Genomic DNA, 18350 nt, shown 5'->3' with positions numbered 1-18350 from the left:
GCACCACCCGGATCTCGACCAGCCGCACCCCGATGCCGCTCAACACTCCGGCCAGGTGATGCGCGTTCGAATCGCGTGTCCGCCCCGACAGGATCTCGTCCCCGATCACCAGCATCGCCGCGCTCGGCGTCCTTGCCATCGCTGCCCCCTTGCCTCGTCCCGCCGGGTGACTAGGTTGAGCGCCCATGCAGTTCGCGCGCCCCCTGGTCCCGGGCCGGCTCCTTCGCCGGTATAAACGCTTTCTCGCCGATATCGAACTGGCATCGGGCGAAACGGTGACGGCGCATTGCGCCAATCCCGGCGCCATGACCGGCCTGAACGCACCGGGGCTCAGCGTCTGGCTCGAGCCGAACGACGACCCCAGGCGCAGCCTGCGCTACGCCTGGCGCCTGGTCGAGCTCGGCCAGCACTGGGCCGGCATCGACACCGCCGCGCCGAATCGCATCGTCGCCGAGGCTCTGGCCGCGGGGCAGATCCCCGAGCTCGCGGCCTACCCCAATGTGCGCCGGGAGGTGCGCTACGGCCGCAACAGCCGGGTCGACTTCCTGCTGACCGGCGCCGGCCTGCCGCCGGCCTATGTCGAGGTCAAGAACGTGCACCTGATGCGCGAGCCGGGCCTCGCCGAGTTTCCCGATTCGGTGACGGCGCGCGGCACGCGGCATCTCGACGAGCTGGCCCGGGTCGCGCGCGGGGGCGAGCGGGCGGTCATGCTCTACTGCATCCAGCGCACCGACTGCGACCGGCTCGCGCTCGCAGCCGAAATCGACCCCGCCTATGCGGACGCCTTCGCCCGCGCCCGGACGGCCGGAGTCGAGGCCCTCGCCTGGACCTGCGCCATCAGCCGCGACCGAATCACCCTTGATCGGCCGGTGCCGATCCAGCACTAAGGAAAGGACAGGCCTTGGAGGAGACCCGGGGACTCATGCGCACCGGCGGCGAGCAGCGGACCAGCGAGGGCATTCGCCTCTATGGCGGCGAGGACTTCGCGGGCATGCGCCACGCCGGCCGCCTGGCGGCGGAGTGCCTCGACATGATCGGCGAGCACGTCCAGCCGGGCGTGCGCACCGAGGAACTCGACGCGCTGTGCCACGAGTTCATCATCGGCCACGGCGCCACGCCGGCGCCGCTGGGCTACCGGGGCTACCCGAAATCGGTCTGCATCTCGATCAACCACGTGGTCTGCCACGGCATTCCCGGGCCGAAGGCGCTGAAGCCTGGCGACATCCTGAACATCGACGTCACCGTGGTGCTCGACGGCTGGCACGGCGACACCTCGCGCATGTTCGTGGCCGGCCGCGCCTCGCGCCGCGCCGGCCGGCTGATCGAGGTCACCCACGAGGCGCTGATGCGCGGCATCGCCGCGGTCGGGCCCGGCGCGCATTTCGGCGACATCGGCTATGCCATCCAGGCCTTCGTCGAGTCCGAGCGCTGTTCGGTGGTGCGCGACTTCTGCGGCCATGGGCTGGGGCGCGTGTTCCACGACGCCCCGAACGTGCTGCACTACGGCCGCCCGGGCGAGGGGGCCGAGCTCAAGCCCGGCATGTTCTTCACCATCGAGCCGATGGTGAACCTGGGCGCGCCGCAGACCAAGACGCTTGCGGACGGCTGGACCGCGGTCACCCGCGACCGCTCGCTCTCGGCCCAGTTCGAGCACTCGATCGGGGTGACCGAGGAAGGCTGCGAGGTCTTCACGCTCTCGCCGGCGGGGAAGTTCTTCCCCGCTCTCTAGCTCATCTGCCGCCCCCCAAAAGCGGCTGCGCAATCAAGACTGATTTACGGCTCACCGCCTCAAAGACACCCGGACAGGAACATTCAAGGCCGGCGCCCTCGGGCAATGCCTTGCAGCCCGCAGTCTCGATGGCCGGCGGGTTCGCCGACGATGAAACTTCGCCAGGGAGACCATGGCCCGTAGGCATCGCTGCCTTTCAAGTGCTCGCGAACACGGAACTGATAGAGGTAGATCAAGTTGGGCCTGTGCGAGCCCAGGGAGGCGACATCAAGGTGCACGGTCGTGGCGTTCGCGGCTTCCTGCATCGTTTGCAGCCGAGCAGTTGACTGCCAATTATGTGGCCGCGACGTCCGGTCCACGATGCGCAGAAAATCGCCAGGCTGTTCCAGGTTCCGGGAGGCGTATTTTGCCCTGGTGTGATATTCGGTGCGCTTCCACTCGAATACATATACAAAATCAGTGACATCCGGACGCTTGACGGATGGATTGACCTGGATGGTCAGAGTTCGATTGACCAGGAAATGGTGGTTTTTCGGCGGTGACACGATCATCGCTTGCGGCGCGTCGGGAAAACTCACCGCGACCGCCACCCGGTGCCACGCACTCCAGCCGCCCAATGCTTTGACACTATCGATGTTGAATTTATCTATCCATGCCAGGCGCGTACGCACATACCAAAAACCGGCCTTGGGTAGGCCGCCAACGTAGCCAGTTTTTGGAATGATAATGTCGCCACTGCTTTTCGTTGGCTCCATTCCAAGCCAGCGGTTGTTATCCCGTTCACAATCAACCTGCCCGGAACCGAACTCAGTCACTGCATCCAATGAGTCGTTGGTTGGTGCCACATCGTGGCCAAGCCGGCACCACCAGTATTGGTTCCATTGCCAAAGGCTATATGAATCATTCCAGCTCCAGGATATATTGCTATACTTGAAATGTAGCAAAACAGGTTGGCTGTTAACGGTCTGGGTTGGCCCCGTGATCTGTGGTATCGGCAATTCGGGCTGGGCCTTCGCCGGGTGGCCTGCAACGAAGGCGAACGCGAGGGCGACCATCAATTCGGCAGCTGACCATCGGAGCCAAACTTCTCGTAGTGAGGCAAACAGACTGAACACGGGATGTTGTCCGTGGGTCATGGCTTGACCTCCTTTACACCGGCGGTGCTCTCAGAGATTGCTCACGTTTCGCCAAACAGGGAGACGCGAATTCCGTACGCTCGGTCCAGTCTGCGACCGAGAGGCGCGACGATCAAGCGTTAGTTCTTACGTGCAACTATTCCGAGGGTGCGGGCCCCGGGGCGAGTCTGGGCGGCGTCCAAGAGTTTCAACCGGCAACGTTCAGGAAGCACGCCAAAGGATGTTCTCTTGTCCGGGCAAAAAGAAAAAGCCCCGGGCGATTGGCACGAGGCTTCTTCTAGTTCTGGGCTTGTAGCCGGTCGCAGATCGTCCCGACCATCGGGACCGATCCGAACGCACGCTACGCGGGGTATGGTATCCAACTCAAACGCGTCATCACCCTCGCTCCGGGCCAATGACCCGAAACTTATGCTGCGAGAATTTGGCAAGATTAAGAGCGAGATCCGACCCCGCTGAATGCAGTCATACGACGGGATGGCACCAGTCAAGGCGCCGAGGCCAAGCAGGACGGGCCCGTGTGGAGCGGTCATCGGCCTTGCGGCGCTGGGGAGGATGCCAGGTCAGACGGCTCTCGCGCAAACTGCCGACTCCGTCGCCGGGTTCGCGCGGCCCGCCGGCCGCCCGGGCAGACCGGTGCCTCGCACGGCGGCGACGAGCTCGGCCCGAAGCCCGGCCCTGGTCGCGGGTTATGACAATCCGTTGATCGGCAGCCCTGAGCAGGGCCGCGAAGACAGGGCAAGCTTGCCCCGACCCGGCAGGGGAGTATACTTCGGCGTCTTCGGGGAGCGGGGTGGATACCGACCCGGAGTTCGCCATGAGCGCATTGTCTGAATTTCAAGTCAAAGCGCCCGTCCTCGATGCGCCGAAGATCGCCGTGCCCGAGAGCCGCCCGATGTCGAATGGCACCAGGGTCGCTCTGGTCTCTCAGGGAATCCAGGTCAACGCGCAGATCACGGCGGTCGAACGTCTGGGCACCGACTTCGCCGGCCGCGTACTGGCCTTCTCGCCCCTGGGGGCCCTGCCGAACGGCATGACGAGAGGGGACTATATTCGCTTCTCGCGACGGGACGTGCACCGGATCGAATGAGCCTGGCGGCACCAGGGCCTCCGTTCGGTCGATAGAAAAGGCCCCGCCCGAAGGCGAGGGCCAGGTTCCGCCGGCTAATGGGCGGCCGACTTGACAGCGGCTTCCGCCGACAAGCCCTGGTCGAGCTTGTGCATGACGCGCTCGGCAAAGGCTCTCTTCTCCGGGCTCAGCCGCAGGTAGTCGCGCAAGAACTCTTGGAACGTGGCGTCAAGCCCGGGTTTCGCAGCGATCTCATTCAATCGTGTCTTCATGCGGCTCACTGGCTCAATGTCGATAGTCGGCGGCGCCTAACGCGCCAACGGGAACCCCGGCGCGAGGGCCCGCGCCGGGACGACGTTCTCAGCCTGCGTGGACGGCGAGCGCGTAGCAGAAGCCGGCGAGCGAGGCAATCCCCCCAGGCCGACGCCGTGCGCGGAGCCGCGGGAACACAAGGCCCCCTGTCGCAGATCGCGCCCGCGGCAGGGGCCGCGACTGGCAACGGCTTTAGTCCTCGGACGCCAGGCAACGACGCCAGACCACCCTGATGGCAATAGTAACGCTTCCATGAGTGAATTCCGGCGCAGGGCATGAAACCGAGGTCGCGGCTTTTTCCGGCCGGGCTAGAGATCGTCGGCCCACACGCGCGAGATCGCCGCGAAGACGCAGTCGACGGTCGGCTCTGTCCGTCGCGCCTCCCGGGCGATGAAGCTGAGAGACGTCCTTATCTCGACCCGGTCCGAGACGGCGATACCGTTCGCCTGCTTCTCGAAAAGCGCGATCGAATCTCGGCACAGGCTCAGCCCCACGCCGGAGCGGACCATGGCAAGCATCGACAATTCCTGGTCGACCATCGCCACCGTGTTCGGCGATGCGTCGTGCTCGGCAAATATCCTGGTCAAAAGCCTGTTGTGTGCCGACGTGGGCGGTGTGCCGATCCATGGGAGCTTGGCCAGGTCCTTCCAGTCCTTGCCGCGTATTCTGCTCTCCCAGCCGGGCGGACCGACGACCAGATAGGAAAAGCGGGTGAGGATCTTCTGATGGATGCTCGACTGATGGCTCCCATCGGCGGCGCGACCGGGCGCGCCAATTTCTCCCAGGAAATACCCGGCGTCGATCTCGTCGCGCAGTACCCGCGCCAGGACGTCTCCGCTGACGCCGTGCACCAGCTCGGTCTCGAGACTGGGCGCCGTTGCCGCCAGTTCCACGAGAAGCCTGCCCAGCCGGGTGAAATCGGGATCTATGATCGTGCCGATCCTCACCTTCCCCTGAACCCGCCCGGTGAGATTTCGCGCGCTGTGGTCGAACTCCGCCATCGCGGCGAGGACCTGCTCCGCCTTCGCGACCAGCGTCGTGCCGTCGCGGGTCAGCTCCAGTCCCTTGGAGGTGCGGCGGAACAGCTGGACTCCGCTGGCTTCCGCAAGCCGCTTGAGCTGCAGCGTGATCGCCGGTTGCGTCAGGTGCAGGATCTCGGCCGCCCGCGTCACGCTGCCCTCGCGGGCGACCGTAATGAAGGACGTCAGCGTTCGCAGATCCGTGAGGTGCCTCATATTTGCGCAGCTTATAATGCGTCACTTCATTAGTCATTGGATTTTGCGAATCGCTTCCGCTACCGCAGCGCCACCCAGGATGGAGAGCGAAATGACCATGACCCGGATAGATCACTTCATCGGCGGACGGCGCGTCTCGGGCAGCGATGCGCGCGCGCAGGACGTCTACAACCCCGCGACCGGCAGCGTGACCGGCCGCGTCGCGATGGCTGACGACGCCGATGTGGCCGCCGCGGTGGCAGCCGCGAAGGCTGCCTTTCCCGCATGGGCCAACACGCCACCGATCCGGCGCGCCCGGCTGATGAACCGCTTCCTCAATCTGTTGAACGAGCACAAGGACGAGCTGGCCCGCGCCATCACCGCCGAGCACGGCAAGGTCTTCACCGACGCCCGCGGCGAGGTCGAGCGCGGCATCGACATCGTCGAGTTCGCCTGCGGCATGCCGCAGCTTCTCAAGGGCGACTACACCGACCAGGTCTCGACCGGGATCGACAACTGGACCATGCGCCAGCCTCTGGGCGTGGTCGCGGGCATCACCCCGTTCAACTTCCCGGTGATGGTGCCGATGTGGATGTTCCCCGTGGCCATCGCGGCCGGCAACACCTTCGCGCTCAAGCCCTCGCCGACCGACCCGACGCCGTCGCTGCTCTATGCCGAGCTGATGACGGAAGCCGGCTTCCCCGACGGTGTCTTCAACGTGGTCCAGGGCGACAAGGTCGCGGTCGACGCGCTGCTCGTCCACCCCGATGTGCAGGCGATCTCCTTCGTCGGCTCGACCCCGATCGCGAACTACATCTACGAGACCGGCGCGCGGCACGGCAAGCGCGTGCAGGCGCTCGGCGGCGCCAAGAACCACATGCTGGTGATGCCCGATGCCGACCTCGACAAGGCGGTCGACGCCCTTGTCGGCGCCGCCTACGGCTCGGCGGGCGAGCGCTGCATGGCGATCTCGGTGGCGACGCTGGTGGGCGATGTGGGCGAGCGCATCGTGCCGATGCTGGCCGAGCGCGCGCGCAGCCTAAAGATCAAGAACGGCCTCGAGATGGACGCCGAGATGGGCCCAATCGTCACCGGCGCCGCCCGCGACCGCATCACCAGCTACATCGAGAAGGGCGTCGCCGAGGGCGCCGAACTGGTGGTCGACGGCCGCGGGCACAGCGTGGCCGGACACAATGCGGGCTTTTGGCTGGGCGGCACGCTGTTCGACCACGTGACCCCGGAGATGACGATCTACCGCGAGGAGATCTTCGGCCCGGTGCTGTCGTGCGTCCGCGTCCCCGACTTCGCCGAAGGCGTCGAGCTCATCAACGCGCATGAGTTCGGCAATGGCGTCAGCCTGTTCACCCGCGACGGCAACGTGGCGCGCGAATTCGGCCGCAAGATCCAGGTCGGCATGGTCGGCATCAACGTGCCGATCCCGGTGCCGATGGCCTGGCACGGCTTCGGCGGCTGGAAAAAGAGCCTGTTCGGCGACATGCATGCCTATGGCGAGGAAGGTGTACGCTTCTACACCAAGCAGAAGTCGATCATGCAGCGTTGGCCCGAAAGCATCTCCAAGGGCGCGGAGTTCGCCATGCCCGTGTCGCGCTGAGGGCGGGAGGAACCCATGCCACGCGATCCGTTCGACTTCATCATTGTCGGAGCCGGCACCGCCGGATGCCTTCTCGCCAACCGGCTGAGCAAGGACCCGTCGAAGCGGGTCCTGCTGCTCGAGGCCGGCGGCCGCGACAACTATCCGTGGATCCACATCCCGGTCGGCTACCTCTACTGCATTGGCAACCCGCGCACCGACTGGCTGTTCCAGACCGAGCCGGAGCCGGGCCTGAACGGCCGCTCGCTGCGCTATCCGCGCGGCAAGACGCTCGGCGGCTGCTCGTCGATCAACGGCATGATCTACATGCGCGGCCAGGCGCGCGACTACGACGGCTGGGCCGAGGCGACCGGCGACGGCGCCTGGTCGTGGGAGAATTCCCTGCCCGACTTCAAGCGCCATGAGAACCACTACCGGCTCGATGACGGCGCCGATCCCGAGACCGGGCACAACAGCCGCTTTTCGGACCTGCACGGCCACGGAGGCGAGTGGCGGATCGAGAAGCAGCGCCTGCGCTGGGACATTCTCGAAAGCTTTGCCGAAGCGGCGGAGCAGGCCGGCATTCGGCGCAGCCCCGACTTCAACACCGGCGACAACGCGGGCGTCGGATATTTCGAAGTGAACCAGAAGTCGGGCTGGCGATGGAACGCGTCGAAAGCCTTCCTGCGCCCGGTCAAGAACCGCCGGAACCTCGAGATATGGACCGGCGCCCAGGTCGAGCGGCTGGCCTTCTCGGCCGGCGGCAACGGTCGTCCGCGCTGCGACGGGGTCGTGGTGCGGCGCGGCGGCGACGCCGTGACGGTGCGGGCAACCGGCGAGGTCGTCCTTGCCGCCGGCGCGATCGGGTCACCGCAGATCCTGCAGCTTTCGGGCATCGGCCCGGCGGCGGCGCTCGGCGAGCATGGCGTGGCGGTGGTGCACGATGCGCCCGGGGTCGGCGCGAACCTGCAGGACCACCTGCAGATTCGCACGGTCTTCAAGGTCACCGGCGCGAAGACCCTGAACACGCTCGCGGGCAATCTTTTCGGCAAGGCCAGGATCGGCCTCGAATACGCGCTGCGCCGCTCGGGCCCGATGAGCATGTCGCCCAGCCAGCTCGGCGCCTTCACCCGCTCCGACCCGTCCCGCAAGCACTGCAACCTGCAATACCACGTGCAGCCGCTCAGCCTCGACGCCTTCGGCGAGGACCTTCACCCCTTCCCCGCCTTCACCGCGAGCGTGTGCAACCTGAACCCGACGAGCCGGGGCAGCGTCTCCATCCGCTCGAACAGGTGTGACGACGCGCCCCGGATCGCGCCCAACTACCTGAGCACCGACGAGGACCGCCAGGTCGCCGCCTTGAGTCTGCGTCAGGTGCGCGAGATCGTCGGGCAGCCCGCTCTGGCCAAGTACGCGCCCGAGGAGTGGAAGCCCGGCACCCAGTTCCAGACCGACGAGGAGCTGGTGACGCTCGCGGGCGATATCGCGAGCACGATCTTCCATCCGGTCGGCACCGCCAAAATGGGGCACGACGACGATCCCGGCGCGGTCGTGGACAGCCGGCTTCGCGTCCGCGGCGTCGACGGGCTGCGCGTGGTCGACGCCAGCATCATGCCAACGATCACCAGCGGCAACACCAACAGCCCGACTCTGATGATCGCCGAGAAAGCTGCCGCCTGGATCCAGGGCGCCGCCTGACTGCCCCCCCGGACGAAACCGGCAGACAGAGAGACCCGAGGAGAACGCCGATGACCCGAGCTGCAAGATCCGAAGACAGCCTCGACAGGCGAGTTTTCCTTCCCTCTCGTCTCGTTCTGCCGGGTGTCGTCGGCCCGCTCATCGCCTTGCCGAAGTCCGGCGCGGCCGCAGTTCGACGTCGCGGCGAAGAGCGCGGCGGCCGCCCAGTGACCCACCGCAGGCGCGTCGCGGCCCCGGGGCCCGGCACGCCTGCCCCATTCTTTCGAATCTGGGATGTGACCCATGGCACCTGATCCCCGCTCCCAACTGCCGCTCGCCGGCGTCAAGGTCCTCGACTTCGGGCAGTACATCGCCGGTCCCGCCGTCGCGATGATCCTGGGCGACCTCGGCGCGACCGTCGTGCACGTCGATCCGCCGTCGGGGCCGTTCTGGCAAAGCCCCGCGAACGCGACGCTGAACCGCAACAAGCTGATCGTGTCGATCGACCTCAAGACCGGGGACGGGCTCGCGCAGGCCAGGGCGCTGATCGAGGAAGCGGACATCGTCGTCGAGAACTTCCGCCCCGGCGTGTTGGCGCGGCTTGGCCTCGACTTCGCGCAGCTGCGCGCCGAGCGCCCGGAGCTGATCACGGTGTCGATCCCGGGCTTCGCCTCGAACGACGAGCTGCGGCGCGACTGGCGCGCCTTTGAGAGCGTCATCGCCGCCTGCTCGGGCGTGTTCACCGACATGGGGCTGAACCGGGTCCTGATGGGGATCAACCCCTCCTTCTCGCCGCTGCCGCTGGCCTCGGCCTATGGCACCATGCTGGCCGCCTCCGCCGCCGTGCTGGCGCTGCAGTCGCGCGAGCGGACCGGCTATGGCGACCAGATCGAGGTGCCCCTGGCCTCGGCCGTGATGGAGGGGCTTTGCTACAACTCCATCAACATCCAGGACTACCCCGATCGCTACAAGACGCAGCGCGAGGCCGAGATCGAACGCCGGCGGATCGAAGGTCTGCCGATGAACGTCACCTACGACGACCTGCAGGAGCTGCTCGACCCGTTCTACCGCTGCTACAAGTGCAAGGACGGGCGCATGTTCTATGTCGTCTGCCCCAGCCACAAGCAGCACGCCAAGCGCTGCCTCAAGACGCTCGGCATCTATGACGAGCTGGTCGCCGAGGGCCTGACCGAGGAAGAGGATACCTACCTGCCCGTTAGCGAGTGGAAGTCGGACGTGTCGCTGGGCGTCTACCCGCTGCCCAAGCTCTGGGCCGACAAGATCGCCGCGCGCATGAAGGAGGTCTTCATGACCCGAACCGCCAAGGAATGGGAGCGCATCTTCGGCCGCGGCAAGTTCCCCGGCGCGCCGCAGCGCTGGCTGCAGGAATGGATCAACGACGACCATGCCGAGACCACCGGTCTGATGATCGAGGTGGACGACCCCGAGTTCGGCCCGATGACCCAGCCCGGACCGATGGTCTGGCTGGAGGAGAGCGGCGAGGAGATGCTGACGCCGAAGCCTCGGCGCCGGGTCGAGGTCGACGAGGCGCTCGCCGCGCTTCGGGCGCGCCCGACCAAGCTGCCCCGGCCCAGGCCGAGCCAGGAGAAGGCCGGCTGGCTCGAAGGCGTGCGCATCCTCGACATGTGCAACGTGATCGCCGGGCCGCACTCGGTGTCCTATCTCGCGCGTTTCGGTGCCGAGGTCATCAAGATCGACCCGGCGGTTCCCAACTACGACTGCTGGAACACGGTGATCTTCAGCCTGTCGCACGGCCGCGGCAAACGCTCGATCCTCGCCGACATCTCGTCGAAGGATGGCCGCGAGGTCTTCGAGAAGCTGGTGAAGTCGGTCGACGTCATCGTGTGGAACGCCCCGGACCGGCAGGTGAAAGCGATGGGCCTCGATGCCGAGGGGTTGAAGGCGCTGAACCCCGACGCGATCTTCTGCAAGCTGGACTGCTTCGGCGGCGTGCGCCCGGGGCCGAGGTCGAACTATCTCGGCTATGACGATCTGGTGCAGGCGACGACGGGCATCATGCTCCGCTTCGGCGGCAGCATGGACACGCCCGAAGAGCACGCCCATGTCGGCACGATCGACGTCATGTGCGGCTTCGGCGGCTCGCTCGGCGTCGCCGCCGCGCTCTACCAGAAGCTCAAGACCGGCCGGGTCGGGCGTGCCCGCACGTCGCTGTCGGCGCTGAGCGGGCTGGCGCAGATTCCCTTCTGCTACGACTACGAGCGCCGCGGTCTCTTCGACGAGCCCGCCGGGCGAGAGGTCAACGGCTACGACGAGCTGGTGCGGTTCTACTACACCTCGTCGGACCGGTTCGTGCTGCTCAGTGCCGAGGAGTCCGACATCGCGAAGCTGAGCAAGATCGAGGGGATGGAAGGTCTCGAGGACGTCGCCAAGAAGGACCGGGCCGCCTTCCTCGCCACCGCCTTCATGACCGCCCGGGCCAAGGACTGGGCCGAACGCCTGCACGCGGCCGATGTCGGCGGCGGGGTGTGCGAGAACATCGAGACGATTCGCGCCTACCACAGCAGGCCCGCAGACGGCACGCCGGGCACGGATCGCGGCAGCTATTCCTTCTCGATCTACGAGGACCATCCCAGCGGCCACGTCGTCACCCAGCTGGACCCCTTCGCGATCCGGCCGGCGCGCGGCGCCATCTACATGCCGGCCCCGGCGGAGAAGTTCGGCAAGTCGACCCGGGTGATTCTCGAGGAACTGGGCTACGCGGCCGCCGAGATCGACCGGATGATCGCGCAGGGAGCGGTCAGCGAGAGCTGGAGCAGGGAATACCTGCCCAGCTGATTGCGAAACGACACCCCGTTGCAGGCGTATGCCGGCAGGCGCGCGCCGGGGCAAAGCGCGAGGACAGAACATCATGGCCGACCGGCACGACAAGGCACCCGGCCCCGAGGGGGGCCTGGACGAGGCGTCCCGACAGATCGCCGATGTCGCCAGGCGCACGCAGGCGATCTTTCAGGGCTTCCTGGCGCGCCAGGCGCAGGGCGACGTTCCGCCCGGTTTCGATCCGCTCGCCGTGTCGCGCGCGTTTTGGGAGTGGAACGCCAGGCTGGCCAGCGATCCGCAGGCGCTGATACAGGCCAACACCGCCTATTTGCAACGCATGGCGCGTTTGTTCGAGGCCAGCAGCAAGCGTCTCACGGGCGAGGCGGCCGACCCAGTGGCGCAGCCGGCCAGGGGCGATCAGCGGTTCCGCAACGCGGCCTGGAGCGAGGATGTCGTCTTCGACCACCTTAAGCAGGCCTATCTGATCTACTCGGACTACGCGCAGTCCCTCGCCGATCAGACGGGCGGCATGGATGCGCGCACGAAGAAGATGGTGAGCTTCTACACGCGGCGGTCGCTCGAGGCGCTGTCGCCATCGAATTTCGCGCATTCCAACCCCGAAGTGATCGAGAAGGCACGGGAGACGGGCGGCAAGAGCCTGGTCGAGGGCTTCGCCAACCTCCTGCGCGATCTCGAGCGGGGACAGGGCCGCCTCAGGATCACGATGACCGACCCCGACGCCTTCGAGGTCGGCCGCAACCTCGCCCTGACCAAGGGATCGGTGGTTTTCCAAAACGACCTGATGCAGCTCATCCAGTACGCGCCGAGCACCGCGACGGTGCATGCGCGCCCGCTGCTGGTCGTGCCGCCGTGGATCAACAAGTACTACGCGCTCGACCTGACGCCCGAGAAGAGCATGGTGAAATGGCTCGTGGACCAGGGTCACAGCGTCTTCCTCATCTCGTGGGTGAACCCGGGGCCCGAGCTGTCGGAGAAGGGCTTCGACGACTACATGTTCGAAGGTCCGCTGCAGGCCATCGAGGTGATGCGTCGGATCACGGGGGCGCAGGACGTGAACGTCGCGGGATACTGCATCGGGGGCACGCTGGTGGCGACGATGCTCGCCTACCTCGCCGCCAGGGGCGAGACGCCGGTGCATACCGCGACGCTGATGGCCTGCATGACGGACTTCGCCGAGCCGGGCGATCTCGGCGTGTTCGTCGACGACGCCCAGCTGGCCACGCTGCGCCGCGCCGTCGAGGCGCGCGGCTATCACACCGGCGAGGAGATGGCCTCGGTGTTCTCGCTGATGCGGGCGAACGACCTGATCTGGAGCCACGTCGTCAACAACTACCTGCTGGCCAGGGAGACGCTGCCCTTCGACATGGTCTACTGGTTCCAGGACTCCACGCGCCTGCCGGCGAAGATGATCAGCTGGTACCTCGACACCTATTACAACAAGAACCTGCTTCGCGAGCCCGGCGCGGTGGAGATCGGCGGCGTCGGCCTCGACCTGGGCAAGATTGACATCCCGGTCTATTTCATCTCGACCGAGGAGGATCACATCTGCCCCTGGGCCTCGACCTATGACGGGGCGCAGCGCTTCGCCGGCGAGAAGGTCTTCGTCCTCGGCGGCTCTGGGCACAATGCCGGTATCGTCAATCCGCCCACCAAGGTGAAGTACGGCTTTCGAACGAACGAGCTGACGGGGCAGGGCGCGCAGGCGTGGCTTGCCGGCTCGGTGCAGCACGAGGGCTCGTGGTGGCCGCACTGGAACAGCTGGCTCGGCGCTCGGAACCCCCAGGACATGGTCGCGCCGCCTCCGATGGGATCGCGCAAGTATCCGCCTGTGGAACCGGCGCCCGGCAGCTATGTGAAAGTGCGATGAGGGCCGGGGCACAGGCTGCGAGACGCGCGCGATGCAGCGGCTCTGCGCCGCACCAGCCCCTGGAGGAGTTCCGGCGTGCGCCGGACAACCTGACGAATGTCCGCGCCATCAACCCGAAGGGTTTTCACACCGTCGCCTGTCATCTATGGGGCCGCAGCCGCGCGCTCCGGCCCATCATCTGTGTGCACGGGTTGACGCGGCATAGCGGCGATTTCGACGAGCTGGCGACGGCGCTGGCGAAAAATCGCAGGGTCGTCTGCCCCGATCTGGTCGGCCGGGGAGCTAGCGACTGGCTTCCCGATCCCGGCGGCTATCATGTTCCTCAATACAATTGCGACCTGACCACAGTCCTCGCGGCCACCGAATGCCGCGAGGTCGACTGGATCGGCACCTCGCTGGGCGGATTGTGCGGCATCGTGATGGCCGGCATGCCCAACACGCCGATCCGGCGCCTCGTCATCAACGATGTGGCGCCCGAGGTTCCGCTTGCGGCGCTGCGCCGGGTCAGCACCTACCTCTCCGCGCCGCATTCCTTTCCCGATTACGAGTCCGTGGAAGGTCACCTGCGCGAAGTCTATGCCGGCTTCGGCCCGATGAGCGACAGCGACTGGCGGCACATGGCGCACAGCAGCGTCTATCTGGGCGACGACGGGCTTTACGCGCCGCATTTCGACCCGGGGATCGGCGCCAACTTCCGCCGGTACTGGCGTCTATACCGGTTCAACGTCTGGTCATACTGGAAGCGCATCTCCTGCCCCATCCTGATCCTTCGCGGCACCGAATCCGATTTCCTCACCCCTGAACTGCTTGGTCGGATGCTCGAGCATCAGCCCGATGCGCAGGTGCAAGAGGTCGACGGCGTCGGCCACGCACCGACCCTGAACGGCGAGGCGCTGATCGCCCGCATCCGGGTATGGCTCGACGCGGCCTGAGGAGCGAGAAGAAAACATGTCGGCAATGAGACGGTGACTGGCGAAAATTATGCTGCCCGCTGACAGGTGGCCCTCCCTGAAGCGGCCTTCCGAGCCAGTGGGAGGATCACGGCGTGCCCCGAAACGGGCACAAGCGTGAGGCGATCGTCGCGACGCGCCGGCGGGCTCGCGCCAACGGAGTTTGCAACGCGGTCCAAATCGGACCATAGCGAGGACAGGGCTGACTTGCCGGCGAGGGCAATCTGGGGAGCAGGTCACCCGCTTTACCCGATGCGGCGGCAAACATCGCTGAAAATCAACGCAAAACGGGGTTTTTCAACACAATCGGACTGTTAACGGACCCGATCGGCTCCGCCCGATGCCGGCGGTGCGCCGGGAGAAGCCGCTTGCTCAAATTTCCCCAATCTGCCTACTCTGTCGCCGGGATCGAGGAGAGTGAAGCAGGGACTGCCATGCACGAAGTGCGATTCCGCGAGGGAGAGGTGATATTCTCCGAAGGCGATATTGGCGAACATTGCTACAAGGTTCTGTCGGGCAAGGTAGATATCGTCGTCAAGGTCCCGGGCGTTATGAGGCGGGGCAAAACAGAAAAAATAGCGAGCTGTGGCCCGGGCGAGTTCATTGGCGAGATGAGCCTGATTGTCGGAGGCCCAAGATCGGCAACCGCCGTCACCTCCGAGCCGACCCTTTGCAGGGCTTACTCGTCGGCAGAGATTCTCGACCTTCTGCAAGGCGATCCGCAGGAAGCCCTGGCCTACATGCGTCTGATGATACTTCGGCTGCAGCGGTCGAACAGGCAGATCTCGTGGGTTGCCGGCAGAACGGCCCCGGGTCGAGGGTCCGGGGCAGCCATGTCCCTCTAGGCTCACACGCCAAGTTTCGTCGGCTCGCCTACGACAACCAGCATCGGCCCGCCGGGCCGAATTTGCCGGCGCAAGGGCGATGATGAAGTCCATGCTGGGGCCGGCCAATCCCTCAAGCACGTAATCCGCCATGAAAAGGTTCTCCGCTATTCGGGCGTCGTATTCGCCCTCACCCTGATCGGACCGGTTCCGACGGCCAGCGCCGAAGGGGCCTGCTCGCCACAATCGAGACTCTCTTTCCGAGCAACTCCGCGTCCGACCCCATCGCGGGGCCGGGGCTGTGACGTGTCACAGCAACGTCAGATCCGCATGCAAGCGGCACCGCGGGAGCGTCGAGACGGCGCTCCACCACGGGTCTCGTCCCTCAAAGCGATCAACGCCCGCGGCCGTGTCGGATTCCATGCGAGCCACCGCCTGCGGCGGCGGACCAGCCAGGATCAGGGGCGAGGAGAGTGTTGCCATTGCCAGCGCCAACGGCGCGTGCCGGCCCTGGATTTTGCTCATCAAAGTACTGACCAAAGGAAATGTCTTGGTCTCGGCTGGCGCAAGCGGTGGGATTCGATTGACCTCAAATGCTCCATGATTTCAGATTGTTATTGGGATCCTTGGCGCGCCTTCGAAGCAGCTTTTGTGGCAAGGTTCCACAGCTCTAGCAGCGCGCAGATGCTGACACCGCATGAAGGCCTGTGGTCAAACCACCCGGTTTCCTTGCCGCTATCGCCCGCCCTCATCAGCGTGGCCAGCGCCGCCGACGAGGGCCCGGAACTGCATCGGCGTCCTCGCATCGTGGCCGCAGCAAGGATTACGTCTTTACGTGACTGGCTCAGATCGACGAGAAAGCCGTGTCAGAGAGCCGGTCAATACGACTAACGGGAGACGATGACCGTACCAGTCGGCTATTTGACTGAATCCGATAGCCAGTTTCTCTGCGGGTATCGCGCTGCAACGAAAAACCTTCAAGGCGTTGATTTGATATAATTTTCTAGACGCAGGGAAACAGCGCTGTCTGATGAAGCCGAAACGTGCTCTTGCAAGGCAAGCATCTCTACTCCAAACGCAAGCAGCGAGATATTGATTGCGCAGACCTTGAATCGGTCCGGCGTCACTCCCTAGGGCAAGCGAGCAGCAGGGAAGATGATTTACTTCGTGACCCGGAAATGGCCGCCCGCCATCGGAGGCATGGAAACCTACTCGCTGAAACTCTCCGAGGCACTTCGGCAACACGACCGTGTGAAAGTAATCGCTCTGCCGGGCCGTGCCAACGGCTCCCCTCCATCAGCAGTCTCTTTGGTCTTTTTCGGCTTCAGGGCGGCAGCAATTCTTCTCGCAACGAGCAAGCCCCGGGGAGTGGTCCATGTCGCCGACATGGCCCTGTGGCCGCTGGCTCTTGCTGCGCTGGTTCGATCGCGACGCTGGCGGATCGCCATTTCCGCCCACGGCACGGATGTCAGCTATCCCCGTCGTGGCGGCATAAAGGGCAAGATCTACCGCGTCTATCTCGAGATCGGCGCCCGTCTCCTGCCGCGGGCCGTGGTGATCGCGAACTCGGCGGCAACCCGGGACTGTGCCAGAACATATGGATTTTCCCGCCTCGTCGTCGCGCCATTGGCGACGGACATGCGCCCGGTGAGATCTCCCGGTGCGGCAGCAGAGAGCTTCGTTCTTTTTGCCGGGCGGCTGATCGAACTCAAGGGGTGTGGATGGTTCATCCGGAATGTGCTCCCGGAATTGCCCGAGGCAATCACGCTGAAGGTGGCCGGCACGGTCTGGTCGGAGTCCGAGAGAGCGGCTCTGCGCTGTCCCAGGGTGGATTTCTTGGGCCCCAGGAGCCCCGAGGAAATCGCCGACCTCTACTCCAGGGCGATCTGCGTGATCGTGCCGAATATCGACGTGCCCAATGGCGAGTTCGAAGGGTTCGGGCTTGTCGCCGTCGAAGCCTCGGCTGCGGGTGGCGTGCCGGTTGTCTCGGCGCACAGCGGCTTGCGAGAGGCCGTCATCGATCGCGTCACGGGCTTCCTCCTTCCACCAGGCGATTGCAAAGCCTGGGTGGAGAAGATAACCGCGATCAGCCATTGGTCGGTTGCGGCGCGCGCCGCGTTCATCGAACGTGCCGTTGAGACGACCCGGCAGCGGTACTCGTGGGGCCGCGTCGCTGCCGAGACCACCGCAGCGTATCAACTCGCAGAAAAGACCGACACTTTTCCTGTTGACGGTTGACAGGATTGCGGCCGTCTTGATGAAGTCGGGCGACGTTCCGGACACACTATGCCGGCTTTTCCGAAAATTCAGTATCATCGAGCGGGCAAGCGCGGATTGCCAACCGTTTTGCGGATTGCGGCTCGTGTAGGACTGGCACAGCTATAAGGGTAGTCGCCAAATATGCCATCAGCAGCGTCGGAAAAGCTCGTCAACTTTGGTTGGCTCACCCTCGAGCAGCTGGTCCGCCTTCTGGCCGCGTTCTTTGTCATGACGCTCGTGGCACGGCATCTGGGGCCGGAACGCTTCGGCGCCTATGCCTATGTCTTCAGCCTGGCCGGGCTGTTCGCGCCCGTTGCGGCGTTCGGCCTCGACCCGATCGTGATGCGGCAGTCGGCCGCGGCGCCGGAGGCGAGCGACGAAACCCTGGGCGCTGCCCTCGCAATCCGGCTGTGCGGCGGGTTCGTCGGAGCCACGCTCGCAGTCGGCGCGGTCATGGCATTCGGCGGTCCGGCGGATGCCACGCCGGAGGTGATGGGCCTGGCCGCACTGACACTGCTCTTCCTGCCGACCGAGATATTCAACGCCTGGTTCAAGGCGCGCGAGCGCATGGCCTGGGTCGCGCTGCCGCGCATCGGCATTGCGCTGGCGGTCGCCGGCTCGGCCCTCGTGCTGGTCTGGATGGGCGCGGGGCTTGCGCCGTTCGTCGCGCTCAGGGCGCTCGACGCCGGGCTGCTCGCGCTGGCGGCGGTCGCGACCTATGCGGCAGCCAGTGGCAGGCTCGGCCGGCTGCGTGCCACAGGCACGTCGCTGCGGCCGCTCATGCGCGAAGGCTGGCCGCTGTTGCTCGGCGGCCTGGCCGTCATCGTTTACATGCGGATCGACCAGGTCATGCTTGGCTGGATGGCGCCGGAGCGCGAACTCGGCCTCTACGGAGTCGCCGTGCG

At 65.6% G+C, this 18350-nt stretch carries 15 protein-coding genes; 11 read left to right on the top strand and 4 right to left on the bottom strand.

Features of this window, described 5'->3' with window-relative positions; all coding sequences use genetic code 11:
• Positions 1-139, bottom strand: a 139-nt coding sequence (locus tag AC32QD_RS07445; RefSeq protein WP_492009858.1) for a molybdopterin-binding protein, incomplete at its 3' end; no start/stop codon positions are given.
• 46 nt (positions 140-185) lie between these two features.
• Here AC32QD_RS07445 and sfsA point away from each other — a divergent pair.
• Together sfsA and map are read left to right on the top strand one after the other, a co-directional pair.
• The gene (gene sfsA / locus AC32QD_RS07440; RefSeq protein ID WP_492009855.1) at positions 186-887 is read left to right on the top strand and encodes a DNA/RNA nuclease SfsA; all 702 of its coding nucleotides are present in this window, start codon (positions 186-188) and stop codon (positions 885-887) included.
• A gap of 35 nt (positions 888-922) precedes the next feature.
• Positions 923-1729 carry a type I methionyl aminopeptidase gene (gene map, locus AC32QD_RS07435; protein ID WP_492009857.1) on the top strand — a complete coding sequence of 269 codons (807 nt, stop codon included), beginning with the start codon at positions 923-925 and terminating at the stop codon, positions 1727-1729.
• A gap of 83 nt (positions 1730-1812) precedes the next feature.
• On the opposite strand, the gene AC32QD_RS07430 is transcribed toward map, so the two are convergent.
• Entirely contained in the window at positions 1813-2865 is a 1053-nt protein-coding gene (locus AC32QD_RS07430) for a hypothetical protein (protein ID WP_492009854.1), read from the bottom strand.
• A 790-nt stretch (positions 2866-3655) separates the two neighbouring features.
• Between AC32QD_RS07430 and AC32QD_RS07425 the strand changes: the two genes are divergently transcribed.
• Positions 3656-3952: a hypothetical protein gene (locus AC32QD_RS07425; protein WP_492009853.1), complete on the top strand. Its 297-nt coding sequence runs from the start codon at positions 3656-3658 to the stop codon at positions 3950-3952.
• A 74-nt stretch (positions 3953-4026) separates the two neighbouring features.
• On the opposite strand, the gene AC32QD_RS07420 is transcribed toward AC32QD_RS07425, so the two are convergent.
• Positions 4027-4212, bottom strand: coding sequence for a hypothetical protein (locus tag AC32QD_RS07420; RefSeq protein WP_492009852.1), 186 nt, complete (start codon positions 4210-4212; stop codon positions 4027-4029).
• Positions 4213-4551: 339 nt separating this feature from the next.
• Positions 4552-5478: a LysR family transcriptional regulator gene (locus tag AC32QD_RS07415; RefSeq protein ID WP_492009851.1), complete on the bottom strand. Its 927-nt coding sequence runs from the start codon at positions 5476-5478 to the stop codon at positions 4552-4554.
• 97 nt (positions 5479-5575) lie between these two features.
• Here AC32QD_RS07415 and AC32QD_RS07410 point away from each other — a divergent pair, with 97 nt between their 5' ends.
• The 8 genes from AC32QD_RS07410 to AC32QD_RS07375 form a co-directional block, all read left to right on the top strand.
• Positions 5576-7069 carry a CoA-acylating methylmalonate-semialdehyde dehydrogenase gene (locus tag AC32QD_RS07410; RefSeq protein WP_492009856.1) on the top strand — a complete coding sequence of 498 codons (1494 nt, stop codon included), beginning with the start codon at positions 5576-5578 and terminating at the stop codon, positions 7067-7069.
• Between the two features lie 15 nt (positions 7070-7084).
• The gene (locus AC32QD_RS07405) at positions 7085-8746 is read left to right on the top strand and encodes a GMC family oxidoreductase (protein ID WP_492009850.1); all 1662 of its coding nucleotides are present in this window, start codon (positions 7085-7087) and stop codon (positions 8744-8746) included.
• Between the two features lie 282 nt (positions 8747-9028).
• A complete protein-coding gene (locus tag AC32QD_RS07400; RefSeq protein WP_492009849.1) occupies positions 9029-11542 on the top strand; it encodes a CoA transferase in 2514 nt (837 codons plus the stop codon).
• Between the two features lie 73 nt (positions 11543-11615).
• Positions 11616-13412 carry a PHA/PHB synthase family protein gene (locus tag AC32QD_RS07395; protein ID WP_492009848.1) on the top strand — a complete coding sequence of 599 codons (1797 nt, stop codon included), beginning with the start codon at positions 11616-11618 and terminating at the stop codon, positions 13410-13412.
• Positions 13409-14344, top strand: coding sequence for an alpha/beta fold hydrolase (locus AC32QD_RS07390; protein WP_492009847.1), 936 nt, complete (start codon positions 13409-13411; stop codon positions 14342-14344). Before AC32QD_RS07395 ends, AC32QD_RS07390 begins: the two co-directional genes overlap by 4 nt.
• A 386-nt stretch (positions 14345-14730) precedes the next feature.
• On the top strand, positions 14731-15207 hold the full coding sequence (locus AC32QD_RS07385) for a Crp/Fnr family transcriptional regulator (protein WP_492009846.1): 477 nt from the start codon (positions 14731-14733) through the stop codon (positions 15205-15207).
• A 1134-nt stretch (positions 15208-16341) separates the two neighbouring features.
• Positions 16342-17424, top strand: a complete 1083-nt coding sequence (locus tag AC32QD_RS07380; RefSeq protein WP_492009845.1) for a glycosyltransferase family 4 protein — start codon at positions 16342-16344, stop codon at positions 17422-17424.
• 162 nt (positions 17425-17586) lie between these two features.
• Positions 17587-18350, top strand: a 764-nt coding sequence (locus tag AC32QD_RS07375) for an oligosaccharide flippase family protein (protein ID WP_492009844.1), incomplete at its 3' end; no start/stop codon positions are given.

The sequence above is a fragment of the Thermohalobaculum sp. genome, from assembly GCF_058622915.1.
The sequence above is the reverse complement of the archived record's forward strand: the minus strand, read 5'-3'. Positions and strand labels throughout refer to the sequence as shown.